Here is a 19,081-nt window from a genome sequence, read left to right as displayed (position 1 = left end):
CACGCTCCCATGCATCCCTTGAGATGAACCAAGATACGGAAACCGCCCCTGAAGCGACATGCCGCCACGCGACATGAGAGCGGACGTGAAGAAACGCGCATGCCCCGGGCTACACTGCCCCCCATGACCGGAACCCCCATCGCCCCCGACGACCGCGCCCGCCTGGACCAGGTGTTCATGCAGGTCGTGCTGGACGTCCAGGCCCAGGCCCAGCAGACCGCCCCATCCCAAAGCGGCACTCTGGCCGCCATGTTCCACAAGGAAACCGTCACAGACGCCCTCCAGGGTTGCGCCATGCTGATCGCCGGCTGGAACCAGGGCCGCGTGGACGACGCCGGACTGACCCGCACCACCAAAGCCCTGCGCGCCCTTGAACTGCCCGACCTGGCCACCCGCGTCGAGAACCTGCGCCGCATCGCCGACGCCTGAACCAGACGCCAGCTGAGCGGATCAGCCCACCCCAGGCGCCCCACCGTCAGGGCAGGACGGCCGCCCACGCGCCACCCGGCGCACAACTCGCGCCCCGGGCTGCCTGTCTGCCGGTGCCCTAGACCGCCCGGCCCGCCCCCCCGGGTATACCGGCTTACACTTCACCCCATGACGACGCGCGGCTTCTTTTATTGGTTCGGTTCCCACCGGGCCTAGTCGCGTTTGCATCCCACCCCCCGACGCCCGGTGAGCCCACAAGCCACCGGGCGCTGCCTTACACCCCAGGAGCCCCGCCATGACGCACCCCGAGCCCACCATCCACGCTGGCCGCACCGAGAACCTGAACGTCAGCGGTTTCACGCCCCTGATCACCCCCCGCGCCCTGAAAGCCCTGCACCCCCTGACCCCGCAGGCCGAAGCGACCGTGCTCGCCGGACGCCGCGCGGCGCAGGATATCCTGCACGGCCGCGACGACCGGCTGCTCGTGGTCGTGGGCCCCTGCTCCATCCACGACCACGAGCAGGCGCTCGACTACGCCCGCCGCCTCGCGGATCTGCGTGAACGCGTGAAAGACCGCCTGGAAGTGCACATGCGGGTGTACGTGGACAAACCCCGCACCACCGTCGGCTGGCGCGGCTACCTGCTCGACCCGGACATGAACGGCACGAACGACATCAACAAGGGCCTCGAACTCACCCGCAAACTCATGGTCCAGGTCAGCGAGCTGGGTCTGCCCGTCGCCACCGAACTCCTCGACCCGTTCGCGCCGCAGTACGTGTTCGACGCGGTCGCCTGGGCCTGCCTGGGCGCCCGCACCACCGAAAGCCAGACGCACCGCGTCATGAGCAGCGCCGTGTCCGCCCCCATGGGCTTCAAGAATGGCACCGGCGGCGGCATCAAACTCGCCGTGGACGCCATTGTCGCCGCCCGCGCCTCGCACGCGTTCTTCACCATCGACGACGACGGGCAGGCCTGTATTGTCCACACCCTGGGCAACCCCGACGGGCACGTCATCCTCCGCGGCGGCCGCGGCGGACCCAACTACGCCCCGCAGTTCGTGCAGGAAGCCGCGGGGCTCATGACCGCAGCCGGACTCACCCCGGCCGTCATGGTGGACTGCTCGCACGCCAACAGCGGCTCGGACCACACCCGCCAGAGCCTCGTGTGGCGCGACGTCCTGCACCAGCGCGCCGCCGGGCAGCGCGCCGTCAAGGGCCTCATGATCGAAAGCACCCTCCGCCCCGGCAAGCAGGGCATCCCCAAGGACCTCAGCACCCTCGTGCCCGGCCTGAGCGTCACCGACGCCTGCGTCGGTTGGGACGAAACCGAGGCCCTGCTGCTCGAAGCGCACGCCGCGCTGGGCCGCGAGACCGTCAGCGGCTGAGCCGCGGGCGTGGATGGGGCCGCCCAGGGGGCCAGACGCTGACGCGACATGTTCAGCCCCGCCCCGGCCATAGGCTGGGGCGGGGGAGAGCGGCCTACCCGATCAGTTGTTCTGCACGAGGCGGAAGTCCCGGAAGCTCAGGCTGTAGTCGCTGCCCGTGGCGCCCACCGCGCCCAGAATCTGGAACTGCGCGGCGACGTTCGAGACGGGTGCCGTGAACGTGTATGTGAAGGGCTGCTCTGTGGTGCCCAGGGCGGCCTTGGCGTCCAGGTAACGGGCGAAGCTGCCGCCGTTCTCGCCGATGACCACGGCGACCTCGCGGGCGTCGCTGGCGCGGCCCTTGAACGTCAGGGTGTAGGACTTCCCGGCGGTCAGCGGCACCTCGGTCTGGTTCAGCTGCACGTGCCAGTTGTTCGCGGGGTCCACGTGCGTGACGTTCAGCGTGACCGCGCCGCTGCTGACGCTGGTGTTCAGGCCGGTCGCGTCGTTGCTCCAGGTGGTCCAGTAGGCCGTGCCGGGCACGCCCGCAATGCCCGGAGTGGTGGCTGTGGCGTCCTGCGTGAACGCCGCGTTGTACAGCAGGTTGCCGTCCGGGGCGGGTGGGCGCGCGCCCGCGGCGTTCCCGAGGCGCCGGACGACCACGTTGTCAATCCAGACCGGGCCGGTGCCGGCGTTGCCCAGGTTGAATTCCAGGCGGGCGGCGGCGTCCGTCGTGGCCTTCATGTCGAAGGTGACGGTCTTGCGTTCCTTAGTAGTGCCGATCTGCACGGTCTGCTCGCCGGAGTACGCGGCGTACCCGCGGTCCGGCCCGCCGCCCACCTTGAGCATCATGGGCCGGGCCGCCTGCGCCCAGGTATCGAACGACACCTCGTACTTGCCGCCCTGCTCGATGTTCAGGCCATCCTGCCGCACCTGCACGGCGTAGTTGACGTTGCCTGGGTTCGTGACGTCCGCTTTCAGGGCGTTCCCCTGCGTGGTGTCGTTGCTCAAGGTCGCCTCGCCGCCGCCGGTATACATCGTCCAGAACTTGCTGCTGGTCACGCCGGGCAGTGAGCTCGTGTCGGGCGTCACGTGCGGATCGCTGTCCACCCAGTCGAACGAACCGTTGTACACGAGGTTCCCGTCGGGCAGCGCGGCCCGGGCCGGTTTGGGCGTCCAGGGGTAGGTCATGTCGGGGCGCGGCCCGGCGCTGCCGGTCTCGTTCTGCATGCCGTACACGCGGACGTAATCGACCAGCATCTGCGCCTGGGCCGGGGTCGTCGCGTCCGGGTTGCCGTCGAAGTTGCCGCCCACGGCGAGGTTCAGCAGCAGGTAGAAGGGCCGGTCGAAGGGCGCGGGCCAGGCGTTCAGGTCCGCATCGCTGCTGGGTGGGTTGTTCTTCGCGCTCCACCACTGGCTGCGCTCACTGGTGAGCTGCCCGTCAATGAACCACTGGATCTTGCCGGGCGTCCACTCCAGGGCGTAGGTGTGCCACTGGTCCATCGTGCCGCCGTTCGGGTAGTTCACCGCCTGACTGGCGTACACGTTGTTGGGCCACACGCCGCCGTAGTGGATGGTGTGCGCCAGTTCGGTGGGTTTGCTGCCCCAGCCCTCGGCAATGTCGATCTCGCCGTTCGCCGCCCAGCTGGCGTAGGGGCTGGGTTCCTCGGGCAGCATCCAGATGGCGGGCCACAGGCCGCGGCCCCTGGGGAACTTGGCGCGGATCTCGAAGCGGCCGTATGTGCGGCTGAACTTCCCGGCGGTGCGGACGCGGCCGGATGTCCAGTCGAAGGTGCCCGTGGTGGTCCCGGCCGGGCCGGTGAAGGTCTCCTTCCTGGCGGTGATGACGAGGTTGCCGCCCTGCACCGTGACGTTGCTGGGCCGGTCGGTGTAGTACTCGAGTTCGTTGTTGCCCCATCCGGCGATGTAATCAGGTCCGGCGATGAAGCCGTTGCCCGTCTGGTGGCTCCACTTGCTGGGGTCGAGGCTGGAGCCGCTGAATTCGTCCTGCCACACGGGGCTGGTGGTGCTGGCGTTGGTGAGGTTGCACGCGCCGAGCAGCAGGGTCAGGGGAAGCAGGAGGGGCATGGCGAAGCGGGGCATGGGAACTCCTTGGCGCACGCAGGCGCAGGGACAGGGCGCGCCGCGCCCGGTGGGGCGTGACGGGAGGGGAGACCCCGGCTGGGTGGGGTCGGCGGACCTTGGGTTAGCCGGAGCGTAAGACAAGCTGAAAGCGCTGTCAAGGATGAGATGGTCACTCAATTTGTGCTGGTGGCGCCCCTATTGGACGGACCGGCCGATCGGACAGTTGACTCTCCCTCAGGGTGTCAGATCACGTTGCCAGGGGGTGCAACCGATCAGAAGGCCCTGCTGCACGGCATGGTGGTGGTCTCTACAGTTGCTGATAGGGTGCGACGCTCGGCAAGCCATGAATTCATTTCACGCCGCGTCATTCTGAATACGTTTTCTTAAAAAACCAAAAGGCAGTCAGGGTTCCCGTGAAGGGAACTTCACCCCGGCTTACGGAACCCCGCCGCCAGCCAGTCCATGCTGAACCCCATGCCCCGCCAGGAACGCACCTTCGGAGGCGGACGCCCGCCCAGCCAGCGCCCCAGCAAAACCTGCGCCCAGTGCGGCCTCCCCTTCATGTGGCGCAAGAAATGGGAGCGCGACTGGGAGACCGTCAAATACTGCTCGGACCGCTGCCGCGCCGCCGCCAAACGGGCCCGCGAGTGAGGACGCCCGCCTACGGCCTCGTGTGCCTGACCACCGGACCCGAGATCCGCTTCCGCACCATTACCCTCACCCGCTACCGCGCCCTGACCCCAGACCAGCGCGCCGAGAAACTCCTCGAACTCTACGCGGACAACGTCGCTCGCGTGCGCCGCGCCGCCGACTACTGCGCCGCGCGCGGCATCCGCCTCTACCGGCTCAGCTCCAGCCTCTTTCCCATGCTCGACCTTGAAGGCGACGACACCGGCGCGCTGGTCCTCACGCACCTCGCCCCGCAACTGCGTGAGGCCGGGCACGCCTTCCAGGACCACGGCATCCGCGTGCTGATGCACCCCGAACAGTTCATCGTGCTGAACAGCGACTCCCCTGACGTACGCGCCCGCAGCCTGAACGCCATCCTGAGCCACGCGCAGGTCATGGACGCCCTGCACCTACAGCGCAGCACCTGGAACCTCCTTCTCCTGCACGGCGGCAAGGGCGGCCGCGCCCAGGAACTCCAAGCCATCATCCCCGACCTGCCCGACAGCGTCCGCCTGCGCCTGGGCCTGGAAAACGACGAGCGCGCCTACAGCCCCCGCGACCTGCTGCCCGTCTGCGAGGCCACCGGCACCCCACTGATCTTCGACGCGCACCACCACGTCGTGCACGACCGCCTGCCCGACCAGGAGGACCCCAGCGTGCGCCAGTGGGTCCTCGCCGCCCGCCGTACCTGGACCCCCCCGGAGTGGCAGGTCGTTCACCTCAGCAACGGCCTGGACGGCCCGCAGGACCGCCGCCACAGCTGGCTGATCGACCAGGTGCCCAGCGCCTACCACGACGTCCCGTGGATCGAAGTGGAAGCCAAGGGTAAGGAAGAAGCCCTGGCCGGCCTGGGCGCCTGCACGCCTACACTGACCGGGTGACCCTGCACCCCATTCCCCTGCGCGTGGTCGTCATGGGTGTGTCCGGCAGCGGCAAGAGCACCCTCGGCCGCGCGCTGGGCGCCGCGCTGCACGCCCCATTCCTGGACGGCGATGACTACCACACCCCCGCAGCCCGCGCCCGCATGCACGCCGGACACGGCCTGACCGACGAGGAGCGCGCGCCCTGGCTGCGGACCCTGCGCGCCCAGCTTGATGAGCATAGCCGCGTCGTGCTGGCCTGCTCCGCCCTGAAGCGCACCTACCGCGACACGCTCCGCGCACCCGGCACGCACTTCCTGTACCTGAATGTCCCTGAGCCCCTCCTGCGTGAACGCCTCGTGCACCGCGCCGGGCACTACGCGGGCGCGGACCTGCTGCCCTCCCAGCTGGCCACGCTGGAGCCCCCGCAGGCCGATGAGCACGACCTCCACATCCTCTCGGTCACGCCCGGCGACACCCCCGAACAGCTCCTAGCACACGCCCTTACCGCACTCAAGGTCACCTGAGGCAGCGCCGCCTGACCCCGCGACCTACGCTGCGGACATGCCGCGACTCCTGAGGTTCCTCCCCTCCCTGCTGCTCGCCCCCGCCAGCGCCGCCGGCATCATCGGCAGCAGCGTCACCACCACCCAGATTCAGCAGTCGGCCTTCTGCCAGCAGTACAGCTGCGGCGAACCGTTCGTGCGGGGTCGCGACTGGCAGTACCCGTTCACCCGATACCAGGGACTGACGGTCACGCGCGAATCCGGCGAACCGGGCAGCCGCGTCGTCAGCGTGCAACTGTGGGTCCGGAACGACGGCCTGAACGCCGCCTCTGACCGGCAGGCCTTCCAGCAGATGCAGAAACTCGCTCTGGGCTACGTGCCGTACACCGGCCCGGTCGAACCCTGCTACGCCGCCATGAGCACCCGCACCCTGGTCAGAGCTCCGGACGAACGCGCTTCGGACGTCAACTGCGAACTCTGGGACAGCACCACCGATTTCACGGTCAGGGCTGACCCGGCCTACCTGACCCGCACCGCGCCCGCCCCCATGACGATCAGCAGCGGACCCACCAAGCTGAACACCTGGGCCTTCACCACCTGCGTGGGCTCGGGCGGCACGAACAGCTACCTGACCATGGGCGAGGCCGCGCGCTGCACTCTGCGCGTCACCACCAAGGGCGAGCAGAGCGCGGTCGTGAAAGCTGAGCTTCAGTACGAGATTGAATACGTGCAGGGCGGACAGTACGTCAAGAAGCTCCTGCCGGACAAGGAAGTGTGGCTGCCCGGACGCACACCCGGCCCGCTCGCCCCGCGCCTGAGTCAGCAGGGCCGCGTGATCGACCTGAACGTCAGCCTCGCCGTGAAGAAGGTCCCGGGCCGCACCGTGACCAGCGTGAACACCATTGCGCGCCTGACCTTCGCGAACGGCGCCGTGAAAACCGCGTACGAGCCCCTGCTCGTCCGGTAGGTCCCCACGCTGCCCACGCCCCGCACGCGCTACCCTGCGGGGCGTGAATGTTGTTGTGTTCGACCTGGAAACCACGGGCCTCTCGCCGGAACGAGACGGCATCGTCGAGATCGGCGCGGTGCGCATCGTGGACGGTCAGGTGGACGAAACGCAGCGCTACGAGACGCTGGTGCGCCCCACCACCGCGGGCGGCGACGCGATGCTGATCCCCTGGCGCGCTGAGCAGGTCCACGGCATCAGCAACGCGATGGTCCGCGCCGCGCCCACCATCCAGGAAGTCCTGCCCGAATTCCTGGAGTTCGTGAACGGCTGGCCGGTCGTGGCGCACAACATCGGCTTCGACGCCGGATTCATGCGCGCCAACGCTGCCCGCAGCGGCCTGAACTGGAACCCGCAGGCGGAGTACTGCACTGTGCAACTCTCCCGCCGCGCCTTCCCGAAAGAACGCGCGCACAACCTGACCGTGCTGGCCGAGCGGCTGGGCCTGAATTTCGCGCCCGGCGGCCGGCACCGCTCCTTCGGGGACGTGCAGGTCACCGCGCAGGCCTACCTGCGCCTGATGGAACTGCTCCGGCAGAAGCAGACCTGAACAGCCGCAACAGTGCAGATCCCGGCCGCATGGACCGGGTTCTGGTACGCGAAACTTTACTTCGACAGGCGCAGTTTGCGCTGGTAAGCAGTTTCCTCGGGGAATACCACGACGCCCGTCTGGGCCTTGAAGGTGGGGCTGAAGCGCATCTTCGCGCCGGGCGTGACGCTCAGGCCGTCCAGGCCATTGAGATTCTCGTACCACTTGTACGCGGTGACAGGCACGCCCGCGGCCTTTGCGGCGTTCAGCACGCTGCGGTAGCCGTCATGGGCCAGCTGCGCGGCACCCAGGTAGTCCAGAGCGTCGTACTTGGCCTTGGCCTGCCCGAACTTGCTGTCGGCGCTCTGCGCGGCGCTGCTGACGCTGCCCGCCTTCTGCGCGTGGCGCACGAGTTCTAGAACGGCGTTGGTGTTGTTCAGGTACGCGGCTGTCAGGTACCGGTACTGGCTGTCCAGGTTAAACTGTCCAAACTCGCGGGAGAGGTCGTTGTAGGCCATGATCGTGGCGCTCTCATCTCCAGTGTTCACGAAGTGGAAGTCGCCGCTAGGACCGTAGGAGATATTCTGTTCGCTGTCGTATCCGTCGTGCGGATGACTCAGGCTGAGGTGGTGTCCGGTTTCGTGCACGGTGGTGTCTGTGAAACCGTAGCCCGGGACGTCAGCGTCACCGATCAGGTCAGGAGTTAGGAAGGAGTACACAAAACTCTGGGTGCCGGTCTCGCCGTCATCATAGGCGACGCCGAGCAGGCCACCTTGGCTGTTGGCGTTGTCATTGAACGCGTAGATGGGCAGCTGGTATGTTCCGGCAGGGGTGGTCTTGTACTCTGCACGCAGTTCCTTGACGCCGAACTGGAAGAGCTGCTCACCACTGAAGTCCGCGTAGTCCGGCGAGCAGATGTCCTCGGCCTCGACAGGGAAGAAGCATTTGTAGACGTCGGCCAAGTTGCCGTCCAGGGCCGTCTGCTTGACGGTTTGGGTGAAGGCGGTGAAGGGTTGCAGAACCTTCACACGGTCCTGGAGGAGCGCGGGCTTCAGCAGTTTGGTTGGATCGGCGGCTCCGTCCCCCTGCTCCACATGAACATCTAGGTTGATCTTCTCGGGCATGTCGGGCGGCGTGAGGGCCGCGCGGTAGATCGGGCTGGGCGTGAACAGCAGGTTGATTGCGGTGTAGCGGGCGACCAACGCGAGGTCTGGGCTGACTTTGCGACCGTAGCCAATGTTCGCCTTGCGAGTGCCGTATTCCCAGATGGGGGGCATGCGGTAGTCGGGGGTACCGTCACCGTCTACGTCAGGATTCGTGACGTCGATAGCGTCCGTCCAGGGGTCGGGGTTGGCCGACAGGTCATAGAACCACACGCGCTGCGCGGGGGCATTCTGGCGGGCGCTGCCGCCCCAGGCGATCAGGCGCCGCGAGGAGTAGGTACCGAACGGCGCGCCAGTATCAGTGTCCTTGGCATCAAGTCGGGCATAACTGTGGAATTTGAAGTCTGGCCGGTCATACCAGTTCACGAAGTAAATCGTGTACTCGCCGGGTTTCACGCCGACACGCGACACGTTGTCCGCCAGCCAGTTCTCGGTTCGTAGCGCGTCAACGACGATGTTGTTGTTAGCGTCTATGGCGCGCGTGATGTTGCCGGCTGGGACGGTGCAGGTCGGGGCACCCTGACAGTTGAAGAACTTCTCGCGGCTGGTCAGGGGCGCCTTCTGGCTGACGCCCTCGGTCTGTACGAACTTGAAGAAGTCATCCTCGAAGCTCTGGTTGGCGAACACGTAGTTGTAATCGAAGTCGAAGGAGGTGCCGGTCTTCTCGGTGCGGCCGTACGCGCTGGGAATGCGGTTCACGGCGTCGTATGTGGCCGGCAGGATCTGGTTGAAGTCGTCCGTGCTGACCTGGCGTGCGGTGGCCACCTGACCGGGAAGGGTCTGGCGGTACCCGACGAACACAATGTTCACCTTGAGCTTGGTGTTGATGGTGTCCTGCGTGCCGGGCTTCAGGGTCTGCAGGCGGCCGAATTCGGTCTGCGTGCCCGGGGTGGGCGTGGGGGTGATGTTGGGTTTGGTGCAGCCGGCGAGGAGAGCCGCGCCCAGCAGCGCAGTGGCAACAAGCTTCGTGTTCATGAAACTCCTGAGGGTGCGAGGTGAAAGGGCGATCTGCGCAGGATCAAGGGAAACAGAGTCATGCCCGTCCCGTTCTGGGAGTGACACATCAATCTGGGATGACTTCCACATCTTAGCCCTTATCCCCTGATTGGGTGTGCAGATAAGCCCGTGCCCGGGTCTGGACAGCTGCCTTGACCCTGCTTGCCAGTGCGCGCTACCCTTCGAGGCAGCTCCCGCGTGGAGTGACCCACTTCAGAGCGCCCGAGAGACCTGGCTCGTTGACGGCGCGGCAACCGGACCTCATCACGTCACGGTGCCAAGGCCAGCCCCGCAGGCGGGTCGACGATGACCGCCGCCGGGGAGCAAGAGGGAAGGTCACGCGGTGATATGTCAGCGCCCCTTCTCGAGTCCATCCGAGCAGGGGCGCTTTCTTTTGCGCGCCCCACCGACGCACCCCACTGAGGAGGCGCAGTCATGGCGCACAAATTCGAGACGTTGCAGGTTCACGCGGGGCAGAAGCCCGATCCCACCACGGGCGCGCAGCAGACGCCCATCTACCCCACGAACAGTTACGTGTTCCAGTCGCCGGAGCACGCGGCGGATCTGTTCGGTCTGCGGCAGTTCGGGAACATCTACAGCCGCATCATGAATCCCACGAACGCCGTGTTTGAGGAGCGCGTGGCGGCGCTGGAGGGCGGCGTAGGGGCGCTGGCGGTCGCCAGTGGGCACGCCGCGCAGTTCCTGGCGATCACGAACGTCGCGCAGGCGGGGGACAACATCGTGTCCAGCCCGAACCTGTACGGCGGGACCGTGAACCAGTTCCGCGTGACCCTAAAACGCCTGGGTATCGAGGTGCGCTTCACCAGCCGCGACGAGCGGCCCGAGGAGTTCGCTGCACTGATCGATGACCGCACCCGCGCCCTGTACCTGGAAACCATCGGAAACCCGGCGCTGAACATCCCGGACTTCGAGGCGATCGCGGCCGCCGCGCACGCGCAGGGCGTCGCGGTGATCGTGGACAACACCTTCGGCGCCGGCGGGTACTACTGCCAGCCCCTCAGGCACGGCGCGGACGTGGTGCTGCACTCGGCGAGCAAGTGGATCGGCGGGCACGGCAACGGGATCGGCGGCGTGATCGTGGACGGCGGCACCTTCGACTGGGGGAACGGCCGCTACCCGCTGATGACCGAACCCAGCCCCAGCTACCACGGCCTGAACTTCTGGGAGACCTTCGGCGCGGGCAACGCGCTGGGATTGCCAAACGTGGCCTTCATCATCCGCGCGCGCACCGAGGGCCTGCGTGACCTGGGCCCCACGCTGGCGCCGCAGCAGGCATGGCAGTTCCTGCAGGGCCTGGAAACCCTGAGCCTGCGCGCCGAGCGGCACGCGCACAATGCGCTCGCGCTGGCCTCCTGGCTGGCGTCGCATCCGGACGTGGCCCGCGTCACCTACCCCGGGCTGAGCAACCATCCGCACTACGACCGCGCGCAGCATTACCTGCCGCGCGGTGGGGGCGCCGTGCTGACCTTCGAACTGCGCGGCGGGAGCGCGGCGGGCGAGGCGTTCATCCGCTCGGTCGCGCTGGCGCAGCACGTGGCGAACGTGGGGGACACCCGCACGCTGGTCATCCACCCGGTCAGCACCACGCACAGCCAGCTGGAGGAGGCCGCGCAGCGCGCCGCCGGGGTCACGCCGGGACTAGTGCGCGTGTCGGTAGGCATCGAGCACATCGACGACATCCGCGAGGATTTCGCGCAGGCCCTGGCTGCCGCGCTGGTTGAAGCAGGCGACACCGTCGGAGAGGACGCGTGACCGCCCTGACGCACCCCGCCCCCACCCCCTTCCTGCTGACCGCGCCGGACGACACGCCCGAACGATGTCAGGTGCCGGAGCGCCCCCGCCTGCGGGTCGCGCGGCTGTTCCGCACCCAGCCGCTGCTGCTCGACTGCGGCGTGCCCGTCAGTGACGTGCGCCTCGCTTACCACACCTATGGGACGCCGCAGGACACCGCCACGCTGGTCCTGCACGCCCTGACCGGCACGAGCGCCGTGCACGAGTGGTGGCCGGACTTTCTGGGTGACGGGAAACCCCTGGACCCCACCCGGGACTACGTGATCTGCGCGAACGTTCTGGGCGGCTGCGCGGGCAGCAGCGGCCCCGCCGACCTGCCCCCCCTGGGTGGCCAGGACGCCCCGCTGACCCTGCGCGACCTGGCCCGCGCGGGCCGCGCCCTGCTGGAGCAGCTGGGCGTGAAGCGTGTGCGGATCGTGGGCGGCAGCATGGGCGGCATGCTCGCGTACGCGTGGCTGCTCGAATGCCCGGACCTCATCGAGAAGGCTGTGATCATCGGCGCCCCGGCCCGCCACTCCCCGTGGGCCATCGGCCTGAACACCGCCGCCCGCAGCGCCATCCGCGCCGCGCCCGGCGGAGAGGGGCTGAAGGTCGCGCGGCAGATCGCCATGCTCTCCTACCGCAGCCCCGAGAGTTTCGCCGCCACCCAGGCCGGGCAGCGCGCCCCGGGCGTCCCCGCCATCACGTCGTACCTGCACCACCAGGGCGAGAAGCTTCAGGCGCGCTTCTGCGAACGCACGTACGTCGCCCTGACGGGCGCGATGGACGCCTTCCAGCCCAGTGACGCGGAACTGCGGACCATCCGCACGCCCGTCCTGGCCGTCGGGATCAGCAGTGACCAGCTGTACCCGGCCGCCGAGGTGCAGGCCAGCGCGGCGCTCCTCCCCCACGCGCAGTACGTAGAGCTGAACAGCATCCACGGGCACGACGCGTTCCTGATGGACGCGGGCGACCTGCCGGAGCAGGTCAGCGGGTTCCTGACCGCCTGACCCTCACCTCAATCCACAGCAGGAAGCCGCGCCGCGTCCGGGAATTACCCTCAGACGGGCGATTCCGGCGTGACTACACTCGCCGTAAGGCCTCGTGCGGTTCCGGCGGCAGCGTCACGAGGATCGCGTCACCGGGCGTCACCTCGCCTCCCTCCAGCACGACGCCCATCACCCCGGCTAGGAACACCGGGGCGCCCGCGTCGTCCGTGCCGATCAGGCGGCGCATGAGGCCCGACTGGAACGCGTCGATCTGCGCGCAGGGGTTGCGCAGGCCGGTCACCTCGACCGCCGCGCCGGACGGGAAGGTCAGCCGCGTGCCGCGCGGCAGGGCCAGCAGGTCCAGTCCGCGCGTGGTGATGTTCTCCCCGAGGTCGGCCGGTTGCACCCGGAAGCCGTCCGCCGCAACCTGATCGAACAGTTCGGCGTGAATCAGGTGCACCTGCCGCAGGTTCGGCTGCGTGGGGTCCGCACACACGCGCGAGCGGTGTTGCACCGTCACGCCCGCGTGCGCGTCGCCCTGCACACCCAGCCCCGTCAGCAGCGTGATTCCCGGCTGCGGCGTCTTGCTGAAGCGGTGCGTGCCGTCCCGCGCGACGGCGATGACCTCAGGCTGCTGGATCGTCATGCGCCGAGCGTACCCTGCGCTTTACAGCAGCCGCTCGGGCTCGTTCAACAGCGCCCGGATCGGCGCGAAAGACCGGCGGTGCACCTCACTGACGCCCAGGTCGCGCAGCGCCGCGCGGTGGGCGGGCGCGCCGTACCCCTTGTGCCCCGCGAAACCGTAGCCGGGATGCTGCGCGTCGAGGTCCAGCATCAGCCGGTCGCGTTCCGTTTTCGCCAGCAGGCTCGCGGCGGCCACCGAGTAACTCAGCGCATCCGCCCGGGGTGGGGCCGTCAGGGGCAGGTCCGTGCGCAGCTTCAGGTAGTCCGTGACCAGCGCCTGCGGGGCCGGGTCCAGTCGCGCCAAGGCTCGCTGAGCCGCTGCGTGCGTCGCGCCCAGGATGTTCAGGCGGTCAATCTCGTCCGGCCAGGCGTGCTCCACCGCCCAGCTCACCGCGACCTCGCGCACCTGCGCCGCGAACGCCTCACGCTGCGCGGCGCTCAACTGCTTGCTGTCCCGGAACGCGTGCTCCGCCGCCGTGCCTGGCAGGATCACGGCCGCAACCGTCACCGGACCCGCCCACGCGCCGCGCCCGGCTTCGTCCACGCCCGCCACGCGGAAGTACCCGCGCCGCCAGTGCTCGCGTTCATAGGACCAGTCGGGGGTGACGGAGGGTCGGGTCATCGCGCGCCCACCATAACGCACGCGCCGCCCGGGGAGCCCAGCGGCGGCGCGGTGCGGGTGGGCCGGCTCAGTCGGCGGCCAGGTCGGCCGTGTGCCGTTCGGGGACGCCGTCACGGACGCTGGGGTGAATGCCGAAGTCCTGCGCGATCAGGCGGGCGGTCATCTTTGCGCTCATCATGACGCTGGGTGTCCCGCCGCCGGGCTGCGCGCCCGCGCCGACCATGTAGAGGTTCCGGACGTCCTCGCTGCGGTTGTGCGGGCGGAAGTACGCGCTCTGCACCAGGATTGGCTCGGGTCCGAAGGCGTTCCCGAGGTAGCTGTCGAGCGTTCCCTCGAAGTAGTCGGGCGTGATGAACTCACTGTGGGTCAGCCGCTCGCGCAGGTTCGGAATGAACCCGCGTTCCTCCAGAAAGTCGAACACGCGCTCCACCAGTTTCGGGCCTTCCACGTTCCAGTCGAGGCCGCTGGCATTGTGCGGCACGGGCACTAGGGTGTACGCAGCGTGATGCCCCTCGGGGGCCAGGGTGGGGTCGGTCAGGGTGGGGACGTGCAGGTACTGGCTGAAGTCGCGGCCCAGCACCTTCTTCCCGAAGATCTCCGTGAGCAGCTCCTCGTAGCGCGGCCCCAGGATGATGTTGTGGTGGCGCAGGTTCAGCGCCGGGCCCTCCTTGCGGAACCCGAAGTAGATCACCAGCAGGCTCATGCTCTGGCGGGCGGCCTTCACGCGCACGTCGCTGTTCACGAGGCGCGCGGCGGCCGGCACGCGCTTGATGTACGTGTTCGCCCAGTCGCCGTTGCTGACTACGATGTCCGCGTGCAGCTCCTCACCGCTCTCCAAACGCAGGCCGCGCGCCACGCGCTTCCCGCCGGGGCGGCGGACCGGGCGGCCCCGGTCGTCGGTCACGAGGATCTCCTGCACGCCGGCGTTCAGGCGCAGCGTGCCGCCCAGCTCCTCGAACTTGCGCACGAAGGCGTCCACGAGCGCGCCGGTGCCGCCCATCGCGTAGTGAATGCCCCAGGTCTTCTCCACGAAGTGAATCATCGCGTAGATCGCCGGGACACTCAGGGGATTCCCGCCGACCAGCAGCGTCTCGAACGAGAACACCTGCCGCATCTTGGGATTCTGGAAATACTTGCTGGTGAACGAGAACAGCGTCCGGACCGCGTCCAGGCGCATCAGGTCCGGCACGACCCGCAGCATGGTCGGCATGTCCCCGAAGTGCGTGTACCCCAGTTCCAGGAAGCCGCGCTCGAAGATCGCCTGCGCGTCCGCGTGGAAACGCTCGTAACCCGCAAGGTCCTCCGGGGCGAGGTCCGCGATCTGGCGCCGGGTGCTCTGGGGATCGCCGTCGTAGTCGAAGAAGGTGCCGTCATCGAAGTAGATGCGGTAGAACGGCAGGATCGGCACGAGCTTCACGTAGTCGCGGGTGCGTTCGCCGCCGCTCTCGCCCTCACGCACGCGGGCGTCCGGGGCGAGGACCTGCGCGGGGTAATCGGCCTCGCCCAGCATTCCTTTATCGCGTTCCAGGGCGAACAGTTCCTCGATGAAGTGCGGCACGGTGATCACGGTGGGGCCCATATCGAACACGTAGCCGTCCGGGGTGCGTTTCTGGTACGCGCGCCCGCCCGGCTGGTCCAGGCGCTCGACGATGGTCGTGTCGAAACCCAGCGACTGCAGGCGGATACCCAGGGACAGGCCCCCGATTCCGGCCCCGACGATCAGGGCTGTCTTGCGGCGGGCGGCAGAGGGCAGGGGAGTGGAGTCAGGCGTCATTCGTGGCAACCTCCCGCCGCCCCAGTGCTGCGGGCGGCGCGGTATGGGGGCATGGGTTCAGGAGAGGGGCGCGGGCGCAGTGCGCAGTTCCCACCAGGCCTGCGGCAGCATCAGCAGTTTACGGGGGCCGCTCACGTGCGCGCGGCGGCCAAAATTGTCGAAGTCGTTCCGGGCAAGGTCGTCCAGGATCCCCTCGTACGCGCGGGCGGCGGTCGCCACGGCCAGCCGGGCGCTGCCGTGCAGGCAGGGGATCCCCTGGCGGCCCTCGGCGTACCACTCGCGGGCCAGGGCGCTCAGGTGGCGCATCAGCGCGCGGTACTCGGGCGTCACCACGCCGCGCTCGATATCGGCGCGGCTCACGTGGAATTCGGCCAGCAGCTCCGAGGGCAGGTACACCCGGCCGCGCGTGAGATCCTCGCCGACGTCCCGCAGGATGTTCGTGAGCTGCATCGCCTGTCCCAGCATCAGCGCGGCGTGCAGGGTGCGCTCGCCGCCGCTGTAGCCGCTGACGGGCGCAATCATGAATCCCACCACGCCCGCCACGCGGCGGCAGTACAGGATCAGGTCGGCCATGCTGTGGTACTCGTGTCCGCGCAGGTCCATGCGCAGTCCCTCGTGCAGTTCGGCAAACGCGGAGAGCGGGATGGGGTACTCCCGGGCCGCCCAGGCGAGTGCCAGGTCGATCGGGTGGTCACCGGGGCGGCCCGCGAACGCGCCCTGCACGCGCGTCCACCACAGGTCCAGACCCAGCTGCGCGGCGTGGCCGTCCAGTTCGTCCACGGTGTCGTCGCCGTCGCGGCAGGCGGCGTACACGGCCCACACGGCGCGGCGCTGCGCGGTGGGGAAGAAGCGCGACCCCAGGTAGAAGGTCTTGCTGTGCTCCCGCGTCACGTCCTGACAGTGCGCCACGGCCCGGTCGAGTCCGGGGGGGGATGCGGAGGTGAAGGTCAGGTCAGTCACGTTGGGTTCCTTTGCAGGGAGTGTAAACGGGCGCCGGGAGGGAAACGTCACGGATTGTTACAGAGTGACGTTTCCCTCTGCCACGCGCCGCTCGAACCGGTCAAACTGCGCCGCGCCCACCCCCAGGCCGTCCACGCGCACGCAACCGGGCAGCTGCCGCGCCACCCACGCCGGATCGGGGAAGGTCAGGCCGCCCAGCGCCGGGCGGGCCAGCAGCGCCTGGACGGGTCCGGCGGTGCGGCGCAGGTACATCAGCCACAGCTGCCCGCCGGGCCGCAGCAGACGCTCCAGCTCGGAGAGCAGCCGCGCCGGGTCGTGCGTCTCGTTCAGGGTGGCGCCCACCGTGACGCCGTCAAAACTGGCGTCCGGCAGGCCGCTGGCCTCCACGTTCAGGTTCACCCACGTGATCGCCGCACTGGGCTCCCGCCGCGCCGCAACCGCCAGCATCGCCGGACTCAGGTCGGCGGCCGTCACCTGCGCGCCCGCCCGGGCCAGGACACCCGCGTAGAAACCTGCGCTGGTGCCCACGTCCAGCCAGCGCTGCCCCGGCTGGGGGCGGCACAGCGTGCGGAACAGGGTCGCCTCGCGCTCCAGGGTGAAGCCCGGGGCGCCCAGCAGGCGCAGGGAACGCGCCCGCCACCACGCGTACCCCCACGCCGTCACGGGCGACAGGTTGCTGCGCTGCGCGGCACTCAGGGCCGGCGTGGGATGTGCGTCCGGATTCAGGTTTTCTTTCGCCTGCGCGGCATGGGGCACGAGGTTCATTATGCTGGGGGCACTTCACCCCCCCCGTTCATGAAACGTGAGGGCTTCACCCGGAGGAAGCATGGAAGAACGCAAGAGCATGGGAGGCGCCCTGGTCGACGTATTCGACGCGGGCGTGACCCTCGTCAAATCGGAGATCACGGCCGTCGCCCGCAAGGCCGGACAGATCGCCAAGGCCAAAGGCATCGGCGCGGTGCTGCTGCTCGCCGCCACCGGTCCCCTCATCCTGGGTCTGATCTTCATCATTCTGGCCGTGTTCTACGGCCTGATGCGCCTGGGCCTGGGCGCCTGGGCCGCCGCCCTGATCATCGCCATTCTGAGCTTCGTCGTGACCGGCGCCCTGATCGTCATGGGCCTCAAGAAACTCGGCGCGGAAGTCCACATGGACGAACCCCGCCACCGGAGGGACAGCATGGATGACTCCACCCCCACCCAGCCCGTCAGCCCCACCAGCGGCAGCGCCGCCCCCACGCCCGCAGGCAGCAACGCCGCGCGGGATTCTCACAACGACAGCGGCCCCAAGGTGGAACTGCGCCGCGACGCGCAGGAACACGCTGCCGGTGAGACGCGCGTCCTGGCCGAAGCGGACGGCGTCGCCGTGGTCCGCACCGAAGAAGGGCCCCAGACCGTACCCGTGTACGAGAGCAAACCCGGCGGCGAACCCGCCAACTACGGCAGCGGCCTGAACAAGAAGATCAGCGGGCACCACGACCACGACCCCAACCTGCAGGAACCCAAGGTCCTGAAAGACGCCCCGGGCATCTCGGTCAGTACCACCCCCACCTACAAGGACGACATGCAGAAGGGCGGGAAGTGACATGGCCGAATACCTCACGGAACGCGAGGAAGCCCGCCAGCGCCTGAAAGATAGCGTGGACGCCCTGACCCAGCAGGCCAGCCTGCAGGTGCAGCTGCAGAAAGACCCCCTGAAGATGCTCGGTGGAGCGTCCGCCGTGGGCGCCCTGGTGGGCCTCGTCGTGGGCCGCCAGTTCCGCCGCAGCCGCAAGATCTACGTGGACGCGCAGAGCCCCGCCAAGCACCAGAAGGCCCTGATCAAGGCCCAGAAGAGCCAGAAGGGGGGCGGCGGCGTGGGCGGCGCACTGGTCGCCACCATAGGCACGCTGGCCGTGAAGACCCTGATGGACAAGGTCGTCACGCCCCGCCTGGAAACCCTCGCAGACGGCCTGCTGGACAAGGCCGGGCAGCCCCGGGACCGCACGGTTCAGGCAGGCACGGTTCAGGCGGGTCCTGGCGGGCAGGTCAGCCCCAGCTACAGCAGCGGCGTGGGTGCTTTCACCCGCTCGGCGCCCGCGGCCAGCGCTCAGAGCTACACCCAGCAGGCCCCCGCGGAGGGCAGCGCAGCGCCCGCCCCGACCACGACCACCCCGGTCAGTACCGTGAAGGCCGCAGCGCAGGGCAGCCCGATCGCACCTGACGACCTGGGCAACCCCAACCGGCGCTGACGTCGGTCACTTAAAGCGGCGGCTTCCATCACGGTGGGAGCCGCCGCTTGAGTGGGCCCAGACGACGCTGCGGTGAGCGAACAGATGCGTCGGGACGGAATCCACCAGCTGAGTGTTCTCCAGTGCCCGCGCTGCCTCGTCTGCCCGCCTTACCCGCTCATGCAGGGATGCGCCGGGTCTGAGCCTGGGCCACCTGAGCCGCCAGACCGCACAGCCACGCCCGCGCCGTCAGATCCGAGCGGAGCCAGCAGTCACGTTCCTGCACCACGCGGCTCAGGACCTGATACGCGAACTCTTCCGGGTCGGACAGGGCGTGCCGCCGCGCCACGGCGAACAGCAGCGGCGCGGCGGCAGGCACCAGGAGCGGCACCTCAAGGTGAGTGAGACGCAGGCAGGCGTCCAGAGGGCAGCAGCTCATCTGAGGCTC

19 protein-coding genes and 1 riboswitch are annotated in these 19,081 nt (G+C 68.6%); of the genes, 11 read left to right on the top strand and 8 right to left on the bottom strand.

Annotated elements, in window-relative coordinates; genetic code table 11:
* The first annotated feature begins 123 nt into the window (after positions 1–123).
* On the top strand, positions 124–429 hold the full coding sequence (locus IEY63_RS04465) for a hypothetical protein (RefSeq protein WP_189067725.1): 306 nt from the start codon (positions 124–126) through the stop codon (positions 427–429).
* 295 nt (positions 430–724) lie between these two features.
* Complete coding sequence (locus IEY63_RS04460) at positions 725–1,813, top strand: 3-deoxy-7-phosphoheptulonate synthase (protein ID WP_189067724.1); 1,089 nt, start codon at positions 725–727, stop codon at positions 1,811–1,813.
* A gap of 102 nt (positions 1,814–1,915) precedes the next feature.
* Here the strand turns inward: IEY63_RS04460 and IEY63_RS04455 are convergent, their stop codons facing one another.
* Positions 1,916–3,895: a family 16 glycosylhydrolase gene (locus IEY63_RS04455; RefSeq protein ID WP_189067723.1), complete on the bottom strand. Its 1,980-nt coding sequence runs from the start codon at positions 3,893–3,895 to the stop codon at positions 1,916–1,918.
* A 456-nt stretch (positions 3,896–4,351) separates the two neighbouring features.
* Here IEY63_RS04455 and IEY63_RS04450 point away from each other — a divergent pair, with 456 nt between their 5' ends.
* Genes IEY63_RS04450 through IEY63_RS04430 form a run of 5 tightly spaced genes read left to right on the top strand, consistent with a single transcriptional unit; the run spans position 4,352 to position 7,468 of the window.
* Positions 4,352–4,528 (top strand): DUF2256 domain-containing protein, encoded by a 177-nt coding sequence (locus IEY63_RS04450; protein ID WP_229784468.1) that lies wholly within the window; start codon positions 4,352–4,354, stop codon positions 4,526–4,528.
* Complete coding sequence (gene uvsE / locus IEY63_RS04445) at positions 4,525–5,427, top strand: UV DNA damage repair endonuclease UvsE (protein ID WP_229784467.1); 903 nt, start codon at positions 4,525–4,527, stop codon at positions 5,425–5,427. Before IEY63_RS04450 ends, uvsE begins: the two co-directional genes overlap by 4 nt.
* On the top strand, positions 5,424–5,933 hold the full coding sequence (locus IEY63_RS04440; RefSeq protein ID WP_229784466.1) for a gluconokinase: 510 nt from the start codon (positions 5,424–5,426) through the stop codon (positions 5,931–5,933). Before uvsE ends, IEY63_RS04440 begins: the two co-directional genes overlap by 4 nt.
* Before the next feature lie 37 nt (positions 5,934–5,970).
* Entirely contained in the window at positions 5,971–6,879 is a 909-nt protein-coding gene (locus IEY63_RS04435; RefSeq protein ID WP_189067720.1) for a hypothetical protein, read from the top strand.
* A 43-nt stretch (positions 6,880–6,922) separates the two neighbouring features.
* Positions 6,923–7,468, top strand: a complete 546-nt coding sequence (locus tag IEY63_RS04430; RefSeq protein WP_189067719.1) for a 3'-5' exonuclease — start codon at positions 6,923–6,925, stop codon at positions 7,466–7,468.
* A gap of 56 nt (positions 7,469–7,524) precedes the next feature.
* On the opposite strand, the gene IEY63_RS04425 is transcribed toward IEY63_RS04430, so the two are convergent.
* Entirely contained in the window at positions 7,525–9,585 is a 2,061-nt protein-coding gene (locus IEY63_RS04425) for a zinc metalloprotease (protein ID WP_189067718.1), read from the bottom strand.
* Positions 9,586–9,812: 227 nt separating this feature from the next.
* A riboswitch (SAM riboswitch) is annotated at positions 9,813–9,907 on the top strand.
* Between the two features lie 134 nt (positions 9,908–10,041).
* On the opposite strand from IEY63_RS04425, the gene IEY63_RS04420 reads away from it, so the two are divergent.
* Positions 10,042–11,379 carry an O-acetylhomoserine aminocarboxypropyltransferase/cysteine synthase family protein gene (locus tag IEY63_RS04420; RefSeq protein WP_189067717.1) on the top strand — a complete coding sequence of 446 codons (1,338 nt, stop codon included), beginning with the start codon at positions 10,042–10,044 and terminating at the stop codon, positions 11,377–11,379.
* Positions 11,376–12,407: a homoserine O-acetyltransferase family protein gene (locus tag IEY63_RS04415; RefSeq protein ID WP_189067716.1), complete on the top strand. Its 1,032-nt coding sequence runs from the start codon at positions 11,376–11,378 to the stop codon at positions 12,405–12,407. Before IEY63_RS04420 ends, IEY63_RS04415 begins: the two co-directional genes overlap by 4 nt.
* Before the next feature lie 73 nt (positions 12,408–12,480).
* Here the strand turns inward: IEY63_RS04415 and IEY63_RS04410 are convergent, their stop codons facing one another.
* From IEY63_RS04410 to IEY63_RS04390, 5 genes are all read right to left on the bottom strand, one after another.
* On the bottom strand, positions 12,481–13,032 hold the full coding sequence (locus IEY63_RS04410) for an MOSC domain-containing protein (RefSeq protein ID WP_189067715.1): 552 nt from the start codon (positions 13,030–13,032) through the stop codon (positions 12,481–12,483).
* A 21-nt stretch (positions 13,033–13,053) separates the two neighbouring features.
* Complete coding sequence (rnhB, locus tag IEY63_RS04405) at positions 13,054–13,692, bottom strand: ribonuclease HII (RefSeq protein ID WP_189067714.1); 639 nt, start codon at positions 13,690–13,692, stop codon at positions 13,054–13,056.
* A gap of 67 nt (positions 13,693–13,759) precedes the next feature.
* A complete protein-coding gene (gene crtI, locus IEY63_RS04400; protein WP_189067713.1) occupies positions 13,760–15,466 on the bottom strand; it encodes a phytoene desaturase family protein in 1,707 nt (568 codons plus the stop codon).
* A 57-nt stretch (positions 15,467–15,523) separates the two neighbouring features.
* Positions 15,524–16,417 (bottom strand): phytoene/squalene synthase family protein, encoded by an 894-nt coding sequence (locus tag IEY63_RS04395; protein ID WP_229784513.1) that lies wholly within the window; start codon positions 16,415–16,417, stop codon positions 15,524–15,526.
* A 66-nt stretch (positions 16,418–16,483) separates the two neighbouring features.
* Positions 16,484–17,191, bottom strand: a complete 708-nt coding sequence (locus IEY63_RS04390; protein ID WP_189067712.1) for a class I SAM-dependent methyltransferase — start codon at positions 17,189–17,191, stop codon at positions 16,484–16,486.
* 61 nt (positions 17,192–17,252) lie between these two features.
* Between IEY63_RS04390 and IEY63_RS04385 the strand changes: the two genes are divergently transcribed.
* Positions 17,253–18,008 (top strand): phage holin family protein, encoded by a 756-nt coding sequence (locus IEY63_RS04385; RefSeq protein WP_189067711.1) that lies wholly within the window; start codon positions 17,253–17,255, stop codon positions 18,006–18,008.
* A gap of 1 nt (position 18,009) precedes the next feature.
* Positions 18,010–18,654, top strand: coding sequence for a hypothetical protein (locus IEY63_RS04380; protein WP_189067710.1), 645 nt, complete (start codon positions 18,010–18,012; stop codon positions 18,652–18,654).
* A 157-nt stretch (positions 18,655–18,811) separates the two neighbouring features.
* Here IEY63_RS04380 and IEY63_RS04375 read toward each other — a convergent pair whose 3' ends face one another.
* Complete coding sequence (locus IEY63_RS04375) at positions 18,812–19,072, bottom strand: hypothetical protein (RefSeq protein ID WP_189067709.1); 261 nt, start codon at positions 19,070–19,072, stop codon at positions 18,812–18,814.
* Positions 19,073–19,081: the final 9 nt, after the last annotated feature.

This window comes from Deinococcus radiotolerans, assembly GCF_014647435.1.
Taxonomy (GTDB): Bacteria; Deinococcota; Deinococci; order Deinococcales; family Deinococcaceae; genus Deinococcus; species Deinococcus radiotolerans.
This window is presented reverse-complemented; position numbering and strand designations above follow the sequence as displayed.

What these genes read in the sequence shown, in the direction of transcription:
- IEY63_RS04420 (WP_189067717.1), top strand. Translation starts at nt 10,042, where the DNA reads ATGGCGCACAAATTCGAGACGTTGCAGGTTCACGCGGGGCAGAAGCCC.
- IEY63_RS04435 (WP_189067720.1), top strand. Translation starts at nt 5,971, where the DNA reads ATGCCGCGACTCCTGAGGTTCCTCCCCTCCCTGCTGCTCGCCCCCGCC.
- IEY63_RS04465 (WP_189067725.1), top strand. Translation starts at nt 124, where the DNA reads ATGACCGGAACCCCCATCGCCCCCGACGACCGCGCCCGCCTGGACCAG.
- IEY63_RS04385 (WP_189067711.1), top strand. Translation starts at nt 17,253, where the DNA reads ATGGAAGAACGCAAGAGCATGGGAGGCGCCCTGGTCGACGTATTCGAC.
- IEY63_RS04425 (WP_189067718.1), bottom strand. Translation starts at nt 9,585, where the DNA reads ATGAACACGAAGCTTGTTGCCACTGCGCTGCTGGGCGCGGCTCTCCTC.
- IEY63_RS04390 (WP_189067712.1), bottom strand. Translation starts at nt 17,191, where the DNA reads ATGAACCTCGTGCCCCATGCCGCGCAGGCGAAAGAAAACCTGAATCCG.
- IEY63_RS04375 (WP_189067709.1), bottom strand. Translation starts at nt 19,072, where the DNA reads ATGAGCTGCTGCCCTCTGGACGCCTGCCTGCGTCTCACTCACCTTGAG.
- IEY63_RS04450 (WP_229784468.1), top strand. Translation starts at nt 4,352, where the DNA reads ATGCCCCGCCAGGAACGCACCTTCGGAGGCGGACGCCCGCCCAGCCAG.
- IEY63_RS04460 (WP_189067724.1), top strand. Translation starts at nt 725, where the DNA reads ATGACGCACCCCGAGCCCACCATCCACGCTGGCCGCACCGAGAACCTG.
- IEY63_RS04455 (WP_189067723.1), bottom strand. Translation starts at nt 3,895, where the DNA reads ATGCCCCGCTTCGCCATGCCCCTCCTGCTTCCCCTGACCCTGCTGCTC.
- IEY63_RS04410 (WP_189067715.1), bottom strand. Translation starts at nt 13,032, where the DNA reads ATGACGATCCAGCAGCCTGAGGTCATCGCCGTCGCGCGGGACGGCACG.
- IEY63_RS04380 (WP_189067710.1), top strand. Translation starts at nt 18,010, where the DNA reads ATGGCCGAATACCTCACGGAACGCGAGGAAGCCCGCCAGCGCCTGAAA.
- crtI (WP_189067713.1), bottom strand. Translation starts at nt 15,466, where the DNA reads ATGACGCCTGACTCCACTCCCCTGCCCTCTGCCGCCCGCCGCAAGACA.
- rnhB (WP_189067714.1), bottom strand. Translation starts at nt 13,692, where the DNA reads ATGACCCGACCCTCCGTCACCCCCGACTGGTCCTATGAACGCGAGCAC.